We start from the raw sequence: 15,238 nt of genomic DNA, 5'->3' as shown, positions 1-15,238 counted from the left end.
AACCCTCTTCGGCCCCAGTAATTAATAATCATTCCCTTATCCTGTCGTACACCCCTGCTCCCTTCCCTGTGAACCGACACAATGTATTGCCGTTAGCGATGGTCTATATGGCACCGGGTTGCACCAGTTCCACAATCTGTCTGGTGGACATTTTCAGCGACACGGCAGTAAAAGCTTTCTGACCGGCACCTGCTGTATCTGACGTGGCTATTTCTGACAGCCAGGGCACCAGTAGAAAGGACGGGAAGAAAGCGTGGTTTTTTCGATGATGCCACCACAGCGCTCGCACATTTTCCCTGCCCGATGAAAGACTTTGAAGCTGAACAGCGCGCCGTGATGTTTATTCTCCTTAGCCACCCCGCGCGTCTGGTAGGAAAGTCTGGGGATTTCCAGTAGAGCAACGGCCAGTATTTCCAGCTGCTCAGGCGTGAGATCCTGCGCTTTATGCTGCGGTGCCAGACCGGCCTGCCAGAGAATTTCCACCCGCAGGTAGTTGCCCAGTCCGGCGAGAAAAGCCTGGTCAAGCAGCAGCCCGCTGAACTGACGACGGCGGAAACGGGCTGAAAGGAGCCGCTCTGCGACCTCTTCCTTCGTCAGCGTCATGTCCAGCACGTCCGGGCCTACACGCAGCAGGAAAGGATGAGCCGCCAGCGTATCTGCATTCAGTAGCTCAATCTCCGAGGCACTGTACAGCAACAGCGTTTTATCCTCAGCAGCCAGGCGCACACGAAGCACGCGGTTGCTCTCCGGCTCTTTGCCAGTATTTACCACGCGCCAGACGCCATACAGCTGATTATGGCTGTACAGCGTCAGGCCGTTGGAAAAGTGAGTGAGGATCGCCTTCCCGCGGGTTTCGATCGCCTCCACCCGCTCGCCGATCAGTGAAGATTCATAGGTTTTCAGCTGGGGAAACGCGAACCAGACGGCGGTCAGCGTTTTCCCTTTGATCGCCTTTTCCAGCTTATCCGCCGCGCGGCGGATTTCAGGACCTTCCGGCATTCATACCCTCCCTGTCAGTGCGTTGCGCCACCTTCCAGGCGGATATCCTCTTCCACGGTCAGCGCGATGCTCAGCGCCATCTCCAGCGCCAGGATCACCGTCTGGGCAGGCATGCTGGCCACGCCAGGATGTTTGACCGCCTGCTCCGGCAGGTAAGGAATATGGATAAAGCCGCCACGGATTTTTTCTTTGCGCTTTGCCAGATAGTGCAGCAGGCCGTACATCACATGGTTGCAGACAAAGGTGCCCGCGGTCTGTGAAACCGAAGCCGGAATACCGGCCTCGCGGATACCTTCAACAATCGCTTTGATCGGCAGCGTGGAAAAATAAGCAGCCGGACCGCCTTTCACAATCGGTTCATCGACAGGCTGGTTGCCCGCGTTATCCGGAATTCGGGCATCATCGACGTTGATACCGATGCGTTCGACGGTGACGTCAGTGCGCCCTCCCGCCTGCCCGACTGCGATCACCATTTCGGGCTGCACTTCTTCAATGGCCGCATGCAACGCCGTCAGCGACTCACCAAATACGCATGGAAGCTGCTTCGCTATCACCTTCACACCGCACACCAGACGTTCATTCAGATGGCTGACCGCCTCCCACGACGGGTTCACCAGCTCGCCATCAAAAGGTTCAAAGGCGGTTATCAGGACCGTTTTCATCGCAGCCTCACAGGAACATCAAAAAATAGAGGAGAAAGATATTTGCTATTAACAATAGCACGCCGGTCGGCACCTGAGCCTTGATCACCGCGTTGCGATCTGGCAGCTCCAGCAGCGCCGCCGGGACGATATTGAAGTTTGCCGCCATCGGCGTCATCAGCGTACCGCAATAACCGGAGAACATCCCGATGGCCGCCATCACCGCCGGGTTGCCATGATGCTGCAATACCAGAATGGGGATGCCGATGCCTGCCGTAACAATCGGGAAGGCGGCAAAAGCGTTCCCCATCACCATGGTCAACAGCGCCATGCCAATCGCATAGGTCGCCACGGCAATAAACCGGTTATCCACCGCCAGATAAGTTTCGGTGAGGTGTGAAATCGCAGTGCCAACACCAGCGCTGGTAAACAGCAGGCCCAGGGTGGCAAGGATTTGTGGCAGTATGAACGCCCAGCCGATAGCATCCAGCAGGCGGCGCGCTTCCTGAATCGACTGAGCGGGTCCCTCATGGGTCATTTTTAGCGCTATCACCCAACCGACCACACAGCCCAGCATCATCGAAAACAGCGTAACCAGCGTGGAATGATTTCCTGCGCCAAACACCGTTTCCTGTAGTCCCGGAATATTGTTAAACGCCAGTACGCCCACCACGGTCACTACCGGGATGGCCAGCGCAGGCAGGAACAGGCGATTACGCAGACGCTTAGCACTCTCATCGCGCTGCTCCGGCGTCCGCTGATGGTAAGAGCCCAGCCGGACGCCGCCCAGCCCGGCTATCAGCGCCATCACCACCACCATTCCGCCAATCACAATATGCAGGGAACGGGCACCGAACAGGTTTACCGCCCAGTCACCGACAAAAAAGACCAGGCCGTACAGCGCCCAGAACAGCCCGGTAGTCAGACGACGTGGATTGGCCTTGTCACGCCAGGACATTACCGCCACCACCAGCAGGATCAGACCAGCCAGCCAGAACAGATATTGTTGCTGGAACATTAGCGGCCTCCCTTGGCTTTCAACGCATCAGCGTTAAGCGCTGACAGTTCGGCGGCGATGGTTTTATCAAGCCGGCGCAGCCGCACTGAATGGATCAGGAAGGCACAAATGGCAGTCGGAATACCCCACACGGCAATATGCAGCGGCTCGGTCTGAATGCCCGCCGACTCCTGCATAAAGTTATGCATAAAGATGATCGCGCCGAAGGCGACAAAAATGTCCTCGCCAAAGAACAGCCCGACGTTATCCGTTGCGGCAGACATAGCACGCAGCCGGTGACGGACTTCCGCTGGAAGTTCACCATAGCGGTTTTCCGTTGCTCCTTCCGCCATCGGTGCCAGCAGAGGCCGCACCATCTGCGGATGTCCGCCCAGGCTGGTCAGCCCCATCGCGGCAGTGATTTCACGCACGAACAGATAGACGATCAGCAGTCGTCCAGCAGTGGCACTTTTGATCTGCGCGATCCACGCCTGCGCACGCTCTTTCAGCCCGTGACGCTCCAGCAGGCCGATAACCGCCAGCGGCAGCAGCAGGATCAGCGGCAAGTTGCGGGTGTTGAGAAAACCGGCCCCCAGCTTTTCCAGAATATCAGCGAGCGGCATATGCGCCGCCAGCCCGGTGATCAGGCCAGAGACAATCACCACCAGAACAGGATTAAACCGTAATAAAAAGCCGATCACGATGGCGGCAATCCCTGCCAGCGGCCACAAATTTACTGCATTCTCCATTTTTCCTCCCGGTATCTGACTAAAAACTCCCCGCCGTGGCAGGGAGTGGTGCGGTGTTCCGCATTTTTATTCTGCTGCCAGCTTTAACAGCTGGTGACAGTGATTTGTTGTTGTGCAAAGGCCTCGCGCAGCTGGCTGGCGAAGGCCAGAGCATGCGCGCCGTCGCCATGCAGGCAGACAGTCTCCGCTTTTACGCTGACCCATTCACCGCTGATACTACGGACTTTGCCCTGCTGGATCATGCTCAGGGTTTGGGCGATCGCCTGCTGGTCACTTTCCACCAGCGCACCCGGCTGCGAACGCGGCACCAGAGAGCCGTCATCCTGATACCCCCGATCGGCAAAAACCTCCTGCCGCGTGGTCAGCCCCACCGCTTCCGCTGCCCGGATCGACTCGCTGCCAGCCAGCCCGACCAGAATCAACGCGGGATCTACCGCTTTCACCGCCCTTGCAATTGCGTCAGCCAGCTCAGGCTCCTGCGCGGACTGGTTATAGAGCATCCCATGAGGTTTAACGTGGACCAGCTTCCCACCTTCGCTCCGGGCGATAGCCTGCAAAGCGCCAATCTGGTAGACCATCTGCGCATAAACGGTTTCAGGCGGCAGCTGCATCTTTGTGCGGCCGAAATTCTCGCGGTCCGGGAAGCTGGGATGCGCGCCGATGGCGACGCCAAACTCCAGCGCCCAGATCACGCTCTGTTGCATGATCTGCGCATCTCCGGCGTGAAAACCACAGGCAATATTGGCCGAAGACACCCGCTGCAGCAGGGCACGATCGTTTTCGCAGCCCTCGCCCAGATCGGCGTTAAGATCAACTTTCATGCTCTACCCCCCAGGCCATCTGCTCCAGCGCACGCTGCTGATCGCGCTTTGCCCGCAGAGCCTCTTCTAACGAACAGTGAACAAAATGGATCGGCTCACCCAGCCGCAGCTGGGCAAGATGATAGAGATCGGCCTCAATTACGCAGGCAATTCGTGGATAGCCACCGGTGGTCTGGGCATCGGCCATCAGCACAATGGGCTGACCGTTTGGCGGAACCTGGATCACGCCCGGCAGCAGGCCGTGCGACAGCATCTCGCGCTGGGCAACCCGCGTAAGTGGCCTGCCCTGTAGACGATAGCCCATCCGGTTGCTTTGGGGATTCAGTTGCCAGGAGGTACGCCAGAAGACCTCGCGGCTTTCCGGGCTGAACTCGTGGTATTCCGGTCCGGCCATCGCACGGACGCGGTTGCCAAACAGCAGTTGACGCACGCCTGCGGGTTTGCTGAAAGCGTGCTGCGGCTCGCCTAATGGCAGGTTATCGCCATCCTCAATCCGGCGACCGTCAAAACCGCCGAAACCGGCTTTCACATCGGTGCTGCAGGAACCGAGCATCGGAATTGCAGCAAATCCGCCATCCAGCGCCAGATAGCTGCGCATGCCGCGTACCGGCATCTTCAGGGTCAGCCGCTGGCCTTTTTTCACCGCCGTGCGCCAGCCCGTCCATACCGGCTGATTGTCCAGCACGGCGCTGCATCCCGCTCCGGTCAGGGCAATCCAGCCGTCGCGGGTGAATTCGGCACAAAATTGTCCGAGGGTAATCTCAAGCACCGCACTGGTTCGGGCGTTGCCCACCAGCAGATTGGCGGTTTCCATTGCCGGATGATCCAGTACTCCACCCACGCCGACGCCATACTGACGCCAGCCAGTGCGACCGGCATCCTGTAAAGTGGTACTCATCCCGGCACGAATGATCTTCAGCATATTCCCCCCTTCTGCGGCACAAAGCGCACGCTGTCGCCGGGTCTTAAGAAGGTCGGCGGCTGGGACTGTGGATTAAACAGAACAACATCAGTCTGACCAATCAGCTGCCAGCCCCCAGGTGCGGCCAGCGGATAAACACCGGTCTGGCTGCCTCCGATACCGACGGAACCGGCCGGGACCTGCACTCTTGGTTCGTCGCGGCGCGGCGTGTGCAGGCGGTCGTCCAGTCCGGCCATATAGGGAAAACCCGGCTGGAAACCGATGAAATAAACCGTGTAATCTGCTGCCGCGTGCGCTTCCACTACCTGCTGTGGGGTCAGTCCGCTGTGGCGAGCCACCTCTTCGAGATCCGGTCCGGCTGCGCCACCGTAGATCACGGGGATTTCAACCTGGCGCGTTTCCATCTCAAGCTGCTCGCTTTTTTCCCACCAGGATTGCAGCCATTCAATAGCATCCAGCGCGGTTTGCTGCGGGTCGCTCAGCATTACGGTGATGTTGTTCATCCCGGGGACGACTTCAATCACTTCCGGACGTGCCATCAGCCGTGCCGACAGCCCCCAGATACGTTGCTGACTGCTGAGGGAAACCGGGGGTTCCAGCTCAAGCACAACCGCGCGTTCACCTAGCAGATAACAACGTGCTCGTTGCAAAACTCTCCTCCTGACCGGTGTATCAGACCAGTAAATTCAATGACTAATAGTTATGCGGAAATGTAGAAGGCGTGTCAACCGGAGGTGTGGGCGACCGCTCGGGCCGCCCGGCTGAATCAGGCAGGATTGGCAATATCGACAAAGGTCACGTCAAGCCCGTAACTTTCCTGCAACCACGCGCCCAACGCCCGGATACCGCCACGTTCAGTGGCATGGTGACCGGCGGCAAAAAAGTGCAGCCCCTGTTCACGGGCGCTGTGTATAGTCTGTTCGGAAACTTCACCAGTGATGAAAGCATCCACACCAAACGCCGCCGCCGCATCAATAAACCCCTGGCCGCCGCCTGAGCACCAGGCAACACGACGGATCAGTTTCGGTGCGTTATCACCACAGTGCAGTGGCTCGCGGCCCAGCACTTTCGCAATCCGTTTCGCCAGCAGTTCGCCAGTCAGCTGCTCCTTCAACTCCCCCCAGGGGACCAGCGTCATCACTTCACCCCGCACCTCAATACCCAGATCTTTCGCCAGCTGCGCGTTGTTGCCCAGTTGGGGATGGGCATCCAGCGGCAGGTGCCAGCCGTACAAATTAATCTCGTTTACCAGCAGCGTTTTCAGCCTGTTACGCTTCATCCCGGTGATCACCTGAGCTTCATTTTTCCAGAAATAGCCGTGATGAACCAGCACCGCATCCGCCTCCAGCCGCACGGCTTCATCCAGCAGTGCCTGGCAGGCCGTCACGCCGGTGACAATCTTCTTCACCTCGCGACGTCCTTCAACCTGCAGTCCGTTGGGTGCGTAATCGCTGAAAGCCGCAGTGTTGAGTTGCTGGTTAACGATGTGTTCAAGCTCAGTGTTTCGCATGATAATTCCTGAAAATGCCCGCAGCCCGACAGGGCCAGCAAGAGTTGCGCCAGAGGCTAATCAGACCACAATAACAGACGGGATAAATGATGAGAACGGGCGAAGAGGGTCGCCCGCTGCAGAAGGACTATTTTCTCGCGGCTTCAAAGGCGGCCAGAGTACTCTTTCGGGCTTCTTTATGGTCAACAATCTGATTCGGGTAGTCCAGCGACACGCCGTGTTTTTTTGCCCATACCTGCGGCTGATGAATGTGCTGATCCGGCACCTCTTTCAGCTCCGGCAACCACTGCCGGATAAATGTGCCTTCCTTATCAAAACGCTCCCCCTGAGTGGTGGGATTGAAGATGCGGAAATAGGGTGCTGCATCGTTACCGCTGGAGGCAGCCCACTGCCAGCCACCATTATTCGCCGCCATATCGCCGTCAATCAGCCGCGACATAAAATAGCGCTCCCCTTCCCGCCAGTCGATCAGCAGATCCTTCACCAGGAAGCTGGCGACAATCATCCGCAGACGGTTGTGCATCCAACCCAGCGAGTTCAGCTGGCGCATTGCCGCATCAACAATCGGATACCCTGTTTGCCCCTGTTGCCAGGCCTCAAGGTGCGTTTTGTTGTGCTGCCACTTCACATTGTTCGTCCAGCCGATAAACGGCTGATGGCGGCACAGCTTCGGCCAGGCCACCAGCAGATGGCGATAAAACTCTCGCCAAATCAGTTCGTTCAGCCAGATAAAAACTTTGCTGTCGTCCAGTCCCTGCGGATGCTCATGCAGCAGGCGATGCAGGCACTGACTGGGAGAAAGTACACCAGTGGCCAGACAGACCGAGAGGCGACTGGTGCCATCCTCTGCAGGGATGTCACGACGATCGGGGTATTCAGTAACCGACTGCAGGCAAAACTCGCGCAGGCGCTTTAGCGCGGCACTTTCTCCTGCCGGGAACAGATGAGGATCAAATTCGTCCTGAGGATAATCAAACGGTTTCAGGGCAGGCGTTTTCTTTAACGGCGCGTTTTCACGCGCTCCCGGCGCTGGTATGCACTCCGGCAGCCCCTCATGCAGCCGTCTGACAAAGGCTTTGCTGAATGGCGTGAAGACTTTGTACATTTCCCGGTTACCGGTCAGTACGCTGCCGGGCGGCAACAACAGACTGTCATCGAATCCCTGCGAGATAATATCGAGGTCAAACAGCTCACGCTCTGCGGCTGCATCACGCTTACGCTCGTTAACCTCGTACTGATAGTTGTAAAAAAGACGGTCGACTTTATGCTGCTGGCAAAAATCCTTCAGCACCTCAATGGAGGCGGTGAAATCGTCACACTGCAACAGGTGCAGCGGAATGCCTTTCTCTGCCAGCGACTGCTGCAGATCCTGCAGGCTCTGATAAATATAAGCCGCCTGCTTTGGGGCCATATGGTGTGACTTCCACTGCGCGGGTGTGGCAATAAACAGTGCCAGAACCTGAGCTTTCGTATCGCGGCAGGCGGCGTGTAATGCTGAATTATCGTGGATACGCAGATCGTTGCGCAGCCAGACCAGATGAGTGGCCATGAGACTCCCTGAAAGAAAGATTAATGACCGTAACGCAGGCGAAGCGCTTCCGGATAGGGTTCAAAGTAGCGCTGCTGAGCCAGATAAGGATCGGGAAATTCCGCCATGTAGTGCTTCAGCAGGGTGATCGGCGCCAGTAGCGGCTGCAGCCCCTGACGGTAGTGGTCGATCAGCGAAGCGAGTTCCTGGCGCTGATTAGAAGTGAGCTGCGGGCGGAAATAACCCTGCACGTGCGAAAGCACATTGGTGTGGTTGCCCCGGGTGGCCTGATGTTTAAGTAAGTCCATCAGTCGCTGACGGTATTCGAAGGCGTACTCTTCCAGCGAGGACCAGCTATCAATGGCCGCAACAAAGCGCCCCATTTCCCGGTATTCCGGCTGTGAATGTGCCAGCAGCAGCAGCTTGTAGCGGCTGTGGAAAGCAATCAGCTTGCCGCGGCTCAACCCGCTACGCCACATCTCATTGAATTCATGCAGGGTGTAAACGCGCTCGACGAAGTTTTCGCGCAGCACCGGATCGTGCAGGCGACCATCTTCTTCAACGGGCAACCACGGCATCTGACTCATCAGCTCACGGGTTAAAACACCGGTACCCGCTTTACGGTTGTTGTTGTTATCCGGCTGATAGACACGCACCCGCTCCATGCCGCAGCTGGGCGATTTGGCGCAGACAATGTAGCCGCAGAGATGATGCAGTGAAGCAATTCTCTGCGCTGAATAGTCCTGCATCTGTTCAGTAACCGGATCGCCCCGCCCGTTGCTGAAGCACAATTCTACTGCGCCATCTGCCATTTCGGTCAGACGCAGGGCCGGACGGGGTGTGGGCAGGCCAATTGCCATTTCCGGGCAGGCCGGGACGTAGCGCATGTAAGGAGCGAGCTCGTCTGCTGCAAACGCGCAGCGCTTGTGGCCGCCATCGAAACGGACATTATCCCCAAGCAGACAGGCACTGATACCAACAGGAATTTTCTCGCTCATACTTGTACAACCTTAAACTTCTTGTAGAAGTTTAAGTGTAGCTGAAAAGCCAGCGTTGAGCGCGTTTCGTTGCAGAAATGGTGGGTGCAAGGCAAAAAAAATCCCGCCGGAGCGGGAGATTTTTTACCAGAAGTCGCCACCAGCGGCTTCCGACTGTGCCAGCCAGACCGGCTGGGTGCTGGTCTTGGACCAGATGCGATGCAGATAACTGTAAAACTGAGCCCGGTCACTGCGAAACAACATCACCGGCAGTGCCAGAATACCCACCACCAACACCGCAGCACGACGCATGACGATCCGGTGTAGCGGGTAAGGTTGATAAAGATTCATACGTCCTCCTGAAGCTGGCTTAACAACAAATGTAATCTGGCTAAAATAATAGCGCTTCCGCTGTAATTTTACTACTCATCCGACCACTTTTTTGTCGAAAAAATCGCCTTTAGCGGGCCGACCTTGTAATCTAGTTACATAAAAGTTAAATGTAACGTTATTTATTAACTTTTAATTCACATCCACTTCCCCCGCTCGTGATGCAGCACTGGCGGCCTTAATTTGCTAAATTGGGCGATAATTTTCAGTCTGTCATCGCCGTGGCCAGAATCCTGCCGCAGCCTGCAAATGAGCGAAGCACCGTGACCACAGTCCTGATTGTTGAAGATGAGAAAGAGATCCGCCGTTTTCTGCGCCTTGCCCTGGAGGGGGAAGCGCTGCGCGTCTTTGACGCTGAAACCCTGCAGCGCGGGCTGATTGAAGCCGCTACCCGCAAGCCGGATCTGGTGATCCTCGATCTGGGGCTGCCGGACGGTGACGGCAATGATTTTATCCGGGAGATTCGGCAGTGGAGCGCGATGCCGGTGATTGTGCTGTCGGCCCGCAGCGATGAGCAGGATAAAATTGCCGCGCTGGATGCTGGTGCGGATGATTTTCTCACCAAGCCTTTTGGCGTTGGTGAACTGATGGCCCGCGTGCGGGTAGCACTCCGCCATCGGGGTAATGCGACCTCACAGGCACCGGCTGCCGAAATCAGCTTCAGTGGGATAAAAGTGGATATCCCTGCCCGCCGTGTGACGCGCAGCGGTGAAGATCTGCATCTGACGCCAATTGAATTTCGCCTGCTGGTCAGCCTGCTGAATAATGCGGGAAAAGTGATGACACAGCGCCAGTTGCTGAATCAGGTCTGGGGACCGAACGCGGTGGAGCACAGCCACTACCTGCGCATCTATATGGGACACCTGCGGCAGAAGCTGGAGGTGGATCCGACACAGCCGCGCCATCTGATTACCGAGACCGGCGTGGGTTACCGGTTTATGCCCTGACGGACAATAAAAAAGGGCGGAATAAATTCCGCCCTACATTTATCATATTTACCAACTGACTAATCAGTCATTTTTATCGCATTGACCAACCGACCAATCAGGCGTTTTTCAACACTTCACTGACGATCTCCACCGCTTCTTTCTCGATCTTCTCGCGGTGCTCAGCACCCAGGAAGCTCTCGCAGTAGATTTTATAAGCATCTTCCGTACCGGATGGACGGGCAGCGAACCAGCCGTTTTCAGTCATCACTTTCAGCCCGCCAATCGACGCGCCGTTACCCGGAGCGGCAGTCAGGCGTGCAGTGATCGGATCGCCCGCCAGCGTGTCTGCACTGACCATTTCTGGTGAAAGTTTGGACAGCGCGGCTTTCTGCGCAGATGTGGCGGAAGCCTGCAGACGGTTATAGCTTGGTGCGCCAAAACGCTGAGCCAGCTCGTCGTAGTGCTGCTGCGGGTTTTTACCGGTCACCGCAGTGATTTCAGCCGCCAGCAGGCACATGATGATCCCGTCTTTGTCGGTTGACCATGGCGTGCCATCGAAGCGCAGGAAGGAAGCGCCCGCGCTCTCTTCACCACCGAAGCCGAAGCTGCCATCGAACAGGCCATCAACAAACCATTTGAAGCCCACCGGCACTTCCACCAGCTTGCGACCAATGTCGTTCACCACCCGGTCAATCATCGCGCTGGACACCAGCGTTTTGCCCACGGCGACTTCTTTGCCCCACTGCGGACGGTGCTGGAACAGGTAGTTGATCGCAACGGCCAGATAATGGTTCGGGTTCATCAAACCGGCTGGGGTGACGATGCCATGGCGGTCATAATCCGGATCGTTGGCAAACGCCAGATCGAATTTATCACGCAGCGCCAGCAGGCCTGCCATCGCGCTCTCGGAAGAGCAGTCCATACGGATCACGCCGTCTTTATCCAGGTGCATAAAGCGGAAAGTCTGGTCAACCGAATCGTTAACGATGGTCAGATCAAGGTTGTAGAACTCTGCAATACGCTGCCAGTAGGCAATACCGGAACCGCCTAACGGATCTACGCCAATTTTCAGTCCCGCTTTCTGGATCGCCGGGATATCGATGATCTGCGCCAGACCTTCGATGTAAGGCTGGATTAGATCTTTTTCCTGCAGATGGCCGCTCGCCCAGGCTTTGTCCAGCGCGATGCGCTTAACGTCTTTCAGCCCATCTTTGATCAGCTGATTGGCACGATCTTCCACAACTTTGGTGACGTTGGTATCCGCAGGTCCGCCGTTTGGTGGGTTGTACTTGATGCCGCCATCTTCCGGTGGATTATGCGAAGGGGTGATCACGATGCCGTCAGCCTGCGCACCACCGGCTTTATTGTGCTCAAGGATAGCGTTCGAGATTGCCGGAGTTGGCGTATAGCCGTTATCCAGCTGCACGATCACATCTACACCGTTAGCCGCAAGAACTTCCAGCACGGAAATGATTGCCGGTTCAGACAGTGCATGGGTGTCTTTTCCAACGTAGCAAGGACCAGTGATACCGTTCTTTTTACGCTCTTCTGCAATCGCCTGCGCAATAGCAAGAATGTGCGACTCGTTGAAGCTGTGACGTCCTGCGCTACCGCGATGGCCGGATGTGCCGAATTTCACCGCATGTTCCGCATTGCCTGGCTCAGGTTGCAGGACATAATACTGCGAAGTTAATTGTGCAACGTTAATCAGATCGCTCTGCTGGGCTGGCTGCCCGGCACGGGGGTGATTGGCCATTGGCGCTTCTCCCTGACGCTTAAATATCTGTTATAGGGTGCCGCAAACTTTGTCAGACAGTTCCACCGGGAACTGCATTGACGCCATGATGTGTTCGATCATGCTGCGTTTGCGACCTGTGTTGGTGTTAGTGATCACCCAATACGGCGTGCCGGGAATATGTTGCGGCTTGGTATGGGTGCCATTCTGTACCAGGGTTTGTTGATTACCCGCAAAGTAGACGCGCGTGCGGCCCAGAAGTGACTCGGTAGCAGCAGCAAATGCTTTGGGATCCAGACTGTACAGGGTCGACAGAATCAGCATAAACCGGTTAACCGCTTTCTTCTGTTCAGCATATTCATCGGACAGCAGCAGCTCGCGGACTGCGCGAACGCGATCCTGAGGACGATATTCCACTTTTGCCGGTGCGGCTTCTTTCACCACCGTGACAGAAGGTGACATCGTCGCGGCCGCAGCAGAGGCGACGGGCGCAGTCTGACCAGCAGAAAATTTCAGCATCCGGCGCAAAATGTCAGAGGCGCTTTCACCAATATGCTGAGTGTGGCTGGCGATATAACGGTAGAGCTCTTCGTCGACTTCAATAGTTTTCATCTTGATCCAGTACGATTATGGCTTTATAGAGACGGAATGCGCCGTGCATCAGGCAGGTGAAATCGCACGGGCGCTGAACAATCCAGCTCTAACACGAGGATTATAAAGTTAAATCCCGCCGGGGTGTAGCGCCAGCCCTCAATAGCGGCAAAAGTCAGATAATGCCGCAAAAGGATCTGGCCGGTGGCTCCGGCAAGAAATCGTAAATTTATGATACCCTAACCCTTCGTTTCAACTGTAAGAACTTTGCCATGAAATTGAATGCCCGCTTGCAATCTGAACAATCCGCCCACTCTGGCTCTCCGGTGGTGCTGATCCACGGCCTTTTTGGCAGCCTCGATAACCTCGCCGTGCTGGCTCGTGGTTTGAAAGATGAGCGGCAGATCATTCAAATCGATGTCCGCAACCACGGATTATCTCCCCGTTCGACAGAGATGAATTACACCGCAATGGCGCAGGACGTGCTGGAAACGCTGGATGAACTGGGAATCGGTCAGTTTGTCGCAGTCGGCCACTCAATGGGCGGAAAAATTGCTATGGCCCTGACCTCGCTGGCTGCCGAACGTATTGAGCAACTGGTGGTCATCGATATGGCCCCCGTCGCCTACCCTACCCGTCACCACGATGAGATCTTTGCAGCGCTGAATGCAGTGAGCGACGCAGGCGTGAAGGTGCGCAGTGAAGCCGCCGCGATAATGCGCCAGACAATAGATGAAGAGGGAGTGATTCAATTCCTGCTGAAATCTTTTCACGAGGGCGAGTGGCGTTTTAACGTGCCGGTGCTTATGGCTTGCTATGATCGCCTTATTGGCTGGCAAGCGGTTCCTTTATGGCAGCGTCCGACACTGTTTATTCGCGGAGAACTTTCGCCGTATCTGGCTGACGAATACCGTGACGACCTGCTGGCGCAATTCCCTCAGGCGCGCGCCCATGTGATTGCCGGAGCAGGACATTGGGTTCACGCGGAGAAACCTGATGCGATTTTGCGCGCAATTCGCCGTTTTTTTGCGCTGTAAAAACAATTATTTCCTGTGAAAGCTAAATCATTGTCGCCAGGACTTTCACTGGGGTATGATGGCGCGCTAAAATTTTGTCGGCGGTCGATTTTCAGCCGACTTTACGGCCCAATCCATCAGAACTCCAGCCTTTCAGTATCACGATTCTATGGCAAAAGAAAACACGGACCGCACCACGATCGATCTGTTCGCAGATGAGCGTCGTCCGGGACGACCAAAAACCAATCCGCTGACGCGCGATGAGCAGCTGCGTATCAATAAACGCAACCAGCTCAAGCGTGATAAAGTGCGCGGGCTCAAGCGCGTGGAACTGAAAATGAACAGTGACGCGGTGGATGCCCTGAACCAGCTGGCCGAGGAGCGCAACATGAGCCGCAGCGAACTGATTGAAGAAATTGTTCTGGCGCAGCTTGCCAGCCCACAGCGCTGAACGGGCCTTTGACAGGCGAAATCTGCGCGTAATGGCAAAGCACAAAGCGACAAAAGCAGGAGGATTACTCGTTTATCCCCCTGATGCGGTCTGCTATCATTGCCGTTAACACTTTAGGCCAGCCGTCTCACATTATTAAGTTTCAAGAGGTTATTAAACTCATGGCAATCGTAGGCATTTTCTTTGGCAGCGATACGGGCAATACCGAAAACATTGCAAAAATGATCCAGAAGCAGCTCGGTAAAGAAGTTGCGGAAGTTCACGATATCGCGAAAAGCAGCAAAGAAGATCTTGAAGCCTTTGATATTCTGCTGTTGGGTATCCCAACCTGGTACTACGGCGAAGCGCAGTGCGACTGGGATGACTTCTTCCCGACGCTGGAAGAGATCGACTTTAACGGTAAACTGGTTGCGCTGTTTGGCTGTGGCGACCAGGAAGACTACGCCGAATACTTTTGTGACGCCATGGGCACCATCCGCGATATCATCGAGCCAAACGGCGCAGTAATTGTGGGCCACTGGCCAACCGAAGGCTACCATTTTGAAGCCTCAAAAGGGCTGGCAGACGACACCCATTTCCTCGGCCTGGCTATCGATGAAGATCGCCAACCAGAACTGACCGCAGAGCGTACGGAGAAGTGGGTTAAACAGATTTACGACGAGCTGCAGCTCAAAGAGATCCTTGAGGCATAATCACTGGCCTGATGTGGGAGTTATCTCACATCAGGCGTGTGGTTTTTCCTATAGAAGTAATAGGCACATTTTTGTAACTTTCATCTGCAAAACTGTACAATATCGCCATCGGTCATCTCCTGCTCTCTCAGCGCCTTTTGCCCTGAAGGCGAAAAAGGAGGCAGAGCGAAATGTTAACCCCGCATGAATGCTCCCGCACCTTTACTGTGGTTTCCATTTCGACGCATCAGTTCTATACTGGGGTGCTCAGCTTTTGCTCCGACCGATGTTCAGGGCTTTTCAGCCACTTA

General features: G+C 55.8%; 17 protein-coding genes. 4 read left to right on the top strand and 13 right to left on the bottom strand.

Annotated elements, in window-relative coordinates:
- Window positions 1-207: 207 nt before the first annotated feature.
- The 11 genes from nei to AC3Y5R_RS08635 all read right to left on the bottom strand — a co-directional run bounded on the left by nei (window position 208) and on the right by AC3Y5R_RS08635 (window position 9,495).
- On the bottom strand, window positions 208-999 hold the full coding sequence (gene nei / locus AC3Y5R_RS08685; RefSeq protein ID WP_489920996.1) for an endonuclease VIII: 792 nt from the start codon (window positions 997-999) through the stop codon (window positions 208-210).
- 14 nt (window positions 1,000-1,013) lie between these two features.
- Window positions 1,014-1,661: a pyroglutamyl-peptidase I gene (gene pcp, locus AC3Y5R_RS08680; protein ID WP_158780542.1), complete on the bottom strand. Its 648-nt coding sequence runs from the start codon at window positions 1,659-1,661 to the stop codon at window positions 1,014-1,016.
- 7 nt (window positions 1,662-1,668) lie between these two features.
- Window positions 1,669-2,658 (bottom strand): DUF979 domain-containing protein, encoded by a 990-nt coding sequence (locus AC3Y5R_RS08675; protein WP_489920995.1) that lies wholly within the window; start codon window positions 2,656-2,658, stop codon window positions 1,669-1,671.
- Window positions 2,658-3,386 (bottom strand): DUF969 domain-containing protein, encoded by a 729-nt coding sequence (locus tag AC3Y5R_RS08670; RefSeq protein WP_489920994.1) that lies wholly within the window; start codon window positions 3,384-3,386, stop codon window positions 2,658-2,660. Before AC3Y5R_RS08670 ends, AC3Y5R_RS08675 begins: the two co-directional genes overlap by 1 nt.
- 83 nt (window positions 3,387-3,469) lie before the next feature.
- Window positions 3,470-4,207, bottom strand: coding sequence for a 5-oxoprolinase subunit PxpA (pxpA, locus tag AC3Y5R_RS08665; RefSeq protein ID WP_489920993.1), 738 nt, complete (start codon window positions 4,205-4,207; stop codon window positions 3,470-3,472).
- Complete coding sequence (gene pxpC / locus AC3Y5R_RS08660; protein ID WP_489920992.1) at window positions 4,197-5,129, bottom strand: 5-oxoprolinase subunit PxpC; 933 nt, start codon at window positions 5,127-5,129, stop codon at window positions 4,197-4,199. The genes pxpA and pxpC overlap by 11 nt, the downstream gene beginning before the upstream one ends.
- Complete coding sequence (gene pxpB / locus AC3Y5R_RS08655; RefSeq protein WP_489920991.1) at window positions 5,123-5,779, bottom strand: 5-oxoprolinase subunit PxpB; 657 nt, start codon at window positions 5,777-5,779, stop codon at window positions 5,123-5,125. Before pxpB ends, pxpC begins: the two co-directional genes overlap by 7 nt.
- A gap of 116 nt (window positions 5,780-5,895) precedes the next feature.
- Window positions 5,896-6,639 carry a type 2 GTP cyclohydrolase I gene (locus AC3Y5R_RS08650; RefSeq protein WP_489920990.1) on the bottom strand — a complete coding sequence of 248 codons (744 nt, stop codon included), beginning with the start codon at window positions 6,637-6,639 and terminating at the stop codon, window positions 5,896-5,898.
- Window positions 6,640-6,766: 127 nt separating this feature from the next.
- A complete protein-coding gene (phrB, locus tag AC3Y5R_RS08645) occupies window positions 6,767-8,188 on the bottom strand; it encodes a deoxyribodipyrimidine photo-lyase (protein ID WP_489920989.1) in 1,422 nt (473 codons plus the stop codon).
- 20 nt (window positions 8,189-8,208) lie between these two features.
- Window positions 8,209-9,165, bottom strand: a complete 957-nt coding sequence (locus tag AC3Y5R_RS08640) for a YbgA family protein (RefSeq protein ID WP_489920988.1) — start codon at window positions 9,163-9,165, stop codon at window positions 8,209-8,211.
- Window positions 9,166-9,288: 123 nt separating this feature from the next.
- A complete protein-coding gene (locus AC3Y5R_RS08635; protein WP_489920987.1) occupies window positions 9,289-9,495 on the bottom strand; it encodes a YbfA family protein in 207 nt (68 codons plus the stop codon).
- A 302-nt stretch (window positions 9,496-9,797) separates the two neighbouring features.
- Here AC3Y5R_RS08635 and kdpE point away from each other — a divergent pair, with 302 nt between their 5' ends.
- Window positions 9,798-10,481: a two-component system response regulator KdpE gene (kdpE, locus tag AC3Y5R_RS08630; RefSeq protein WP_489920986.1), complete on the top strand. Its 684-nt coding sequence runs from the start codon at window positions 9,798-9,800 to the stop codon at window positions 10,479-10,481.
- A 97-nt stretch (window positions 10,482-10,578) separates the two neighbouring features.
- Here kdpE and pgm read toward each other — a convergent pair whose 3' ends face one another.
- Both pgm and seqA read right to left on the bottom strand, forming a co-directional pair.
- A complete protein-coding gene (gene pgm / locus AC3Y5R_RS08625) occupies window positions 10,579-12,219 on the bottom strand; it encodes a phosphoglucomutase (alpha-D-glucose-1,6-bisphosphate-dependent) (RefSeq protein ID WP_489920985.1) in 1,641 nt (546 codons plus the stop codon).
- Between the two features lie 30 nt (window positions 12,220-12,249).
- Entirely contained in the window at window positions 12,250-12,810 is a 561-nt protein-coding gene (seqA, locus tag AC3Y5R_RS08620; protein WP_489920984.1) for a replication initiation negative regulator SeqA, read from the bottom strand.
- Window positions 12,811-13,061: 251 nt separating this feature from the next.
- On the opposite strand from seqA, the gene ybfF reads away from it, so the two are divergent.
- The 3 genes from ybfF (at window position 13,062) to fldA (ending at window position 14,948) form a co-directional block, all read left to right on the top strand.
- Entirely contained in the window at window positions 13,062-13,826 is a 765-nt protein-coding gene (ybfF, locus tag AC3Y5R_RS08615; protein WP_489920983.1) for an esterase, read from the top strand.
- Between the two features lie 148 nt (window positions 13,827-13,974).
- Entirely contained in the window at window positions 13,975-14,256 is a 282-nt protein-coding gene (ybfE, locus tag AC3Y5R_RS08610) for a LexA regulated protein (protein ID WP_489920982.1), read from the top strand.
- Window positions 14,257-14,417: 161 nt separating this feature from the next.
- Complete coding sequence (fldA, locus tag AC3Y5R_RS08605; protein WP_158780557.1) at window positions 14,418-14,948, top strand: flavodoxin FldA; 531 nt, start codon at window positions 14,418-14,420, stop codon at window positions 14,946-14,948.
- The last annotated feature ends 290 nt before the right edge of the window (window positions 14,949-15,238 follow it).

It is taken from the genome of Erwinia sp. 009765445 (assembly GCF_058137865.1).
The sequence above is the reverse complement of the archived record's forward strand: the minus strand, read 5'-3'. Positions and strand labels throughout refer to the sequence as shown.

What these genes read in the sequence shown, in the direction of transcription:
- nei (WP_489920996.1), bottom strand. Translation starts at nt 999, where the DNA reads ATGCCGGAAGGTCCTGAAATCCGCCGCGCGGCGGATAAGCTGGAAAAG.
- pcp (WP_158780542.1), bottom strand. Translation starts at nt 1,661, where the DNA reads ATGAAAACGGTCCTGATAACCGCCTTTGAACCTTTTGATGGCGAGCTG.
- AC3Y5R_RS08675 (WP_489920995.1), bottom strand. Translation starts at nt 2,658, where the DNA reads ATGTTCCAGCAACAATATCTGTTCTGGCTGGCTGGTCTGATCCTGCTG.
- AC3Y5R_RS08670 (WP_489920994.1), bottom strand. Translation starts at nt 3,386, where the DNA reads ATGGAGAATGCAGTAAATTTGTGGCCGCTGGCAGGGATTGCCGCCATC.
- pxpA (WP_489920993.1), bottom strand. Translation starts at nt 4,207, where the DNA reads ATGAAAGTTGATCTTAACGCCGATCTGGGCGAGGGCTGCGAAAACGAT.
- pxpC (WP_489920992.1), bottom strand. Translation starts at nt 5,129, where the DNA reads ATGCTGAAGATCATTCGTGCCGGGATGAGTACCACTTTACAGGATGCC.
- AC3Y5R_RS08650 (WP_489920990.1), bottom strand. Translation starts at nt 6,639, where the DNA reads ATGCGAAACACTGAGCTTGAACACATCGTTAACCAGCAACTCAACACT.
- phrB (WP_489920989.1), bottom strand. Translation starts at nt 8,188, where the DNA reads ATGGCCACTCATCTGGTCTGGCTGCGCAACGATCTGCGTATCCACGAT.
- AC3Y5R_RS08640 (WP_489920988.1), bottom strand. Translation starts at nt 9,165, where the DNA reads ATGAGCGAGAAAATTCCTGTTGGTATCAGTGCCTGTCTGCTTGGGGAT.
- AC3Y5R_RS08635 (WP_489920987.1), bottom strand. Translation starts at nt 9,495, where the DNA reads ATGAATCTTTATCAACCTTACCCGCTACACCGGATCGTCATGCGTCGT.
- pgm (WP_489920985.1), bottom strand. Translation starts at nt 12,219, where the DNA reads ATGGCCAATCACCCCCGTGCCGGGCAGCCAGCCCAGCAGAGCGATCTG.
- seqA (WP_489920984.1), bottom strand. Translation starts at nt 12,810, where the DNA reads ATGAAAACTATTGAAGTCGACGAAGAGCTCTACCGTTATATCGCCAGC.
- ybfF (WP_489920983.1), top strand. Translation starts at nt 13,062, where the DNA reads ATGAAATTGAATGCCCGCTTGCAATCTGAACAATCCGCCCACTCTGGC.
- ybfE (WP_489920982.1), top strand. Translation starts at nt 13,975, where the DNA reads ATGGCAAAAGAAAACACGGACCGCACCACGATCGATCTGTTCGCAGAT.
- fldA (WP_158780557.1), top strand. Translation starts at nt 14,418, where the DNA reads ATGGCAATCGTAGGCATTTTCTTTGGCAGCGATACGGGCAATACCGAA.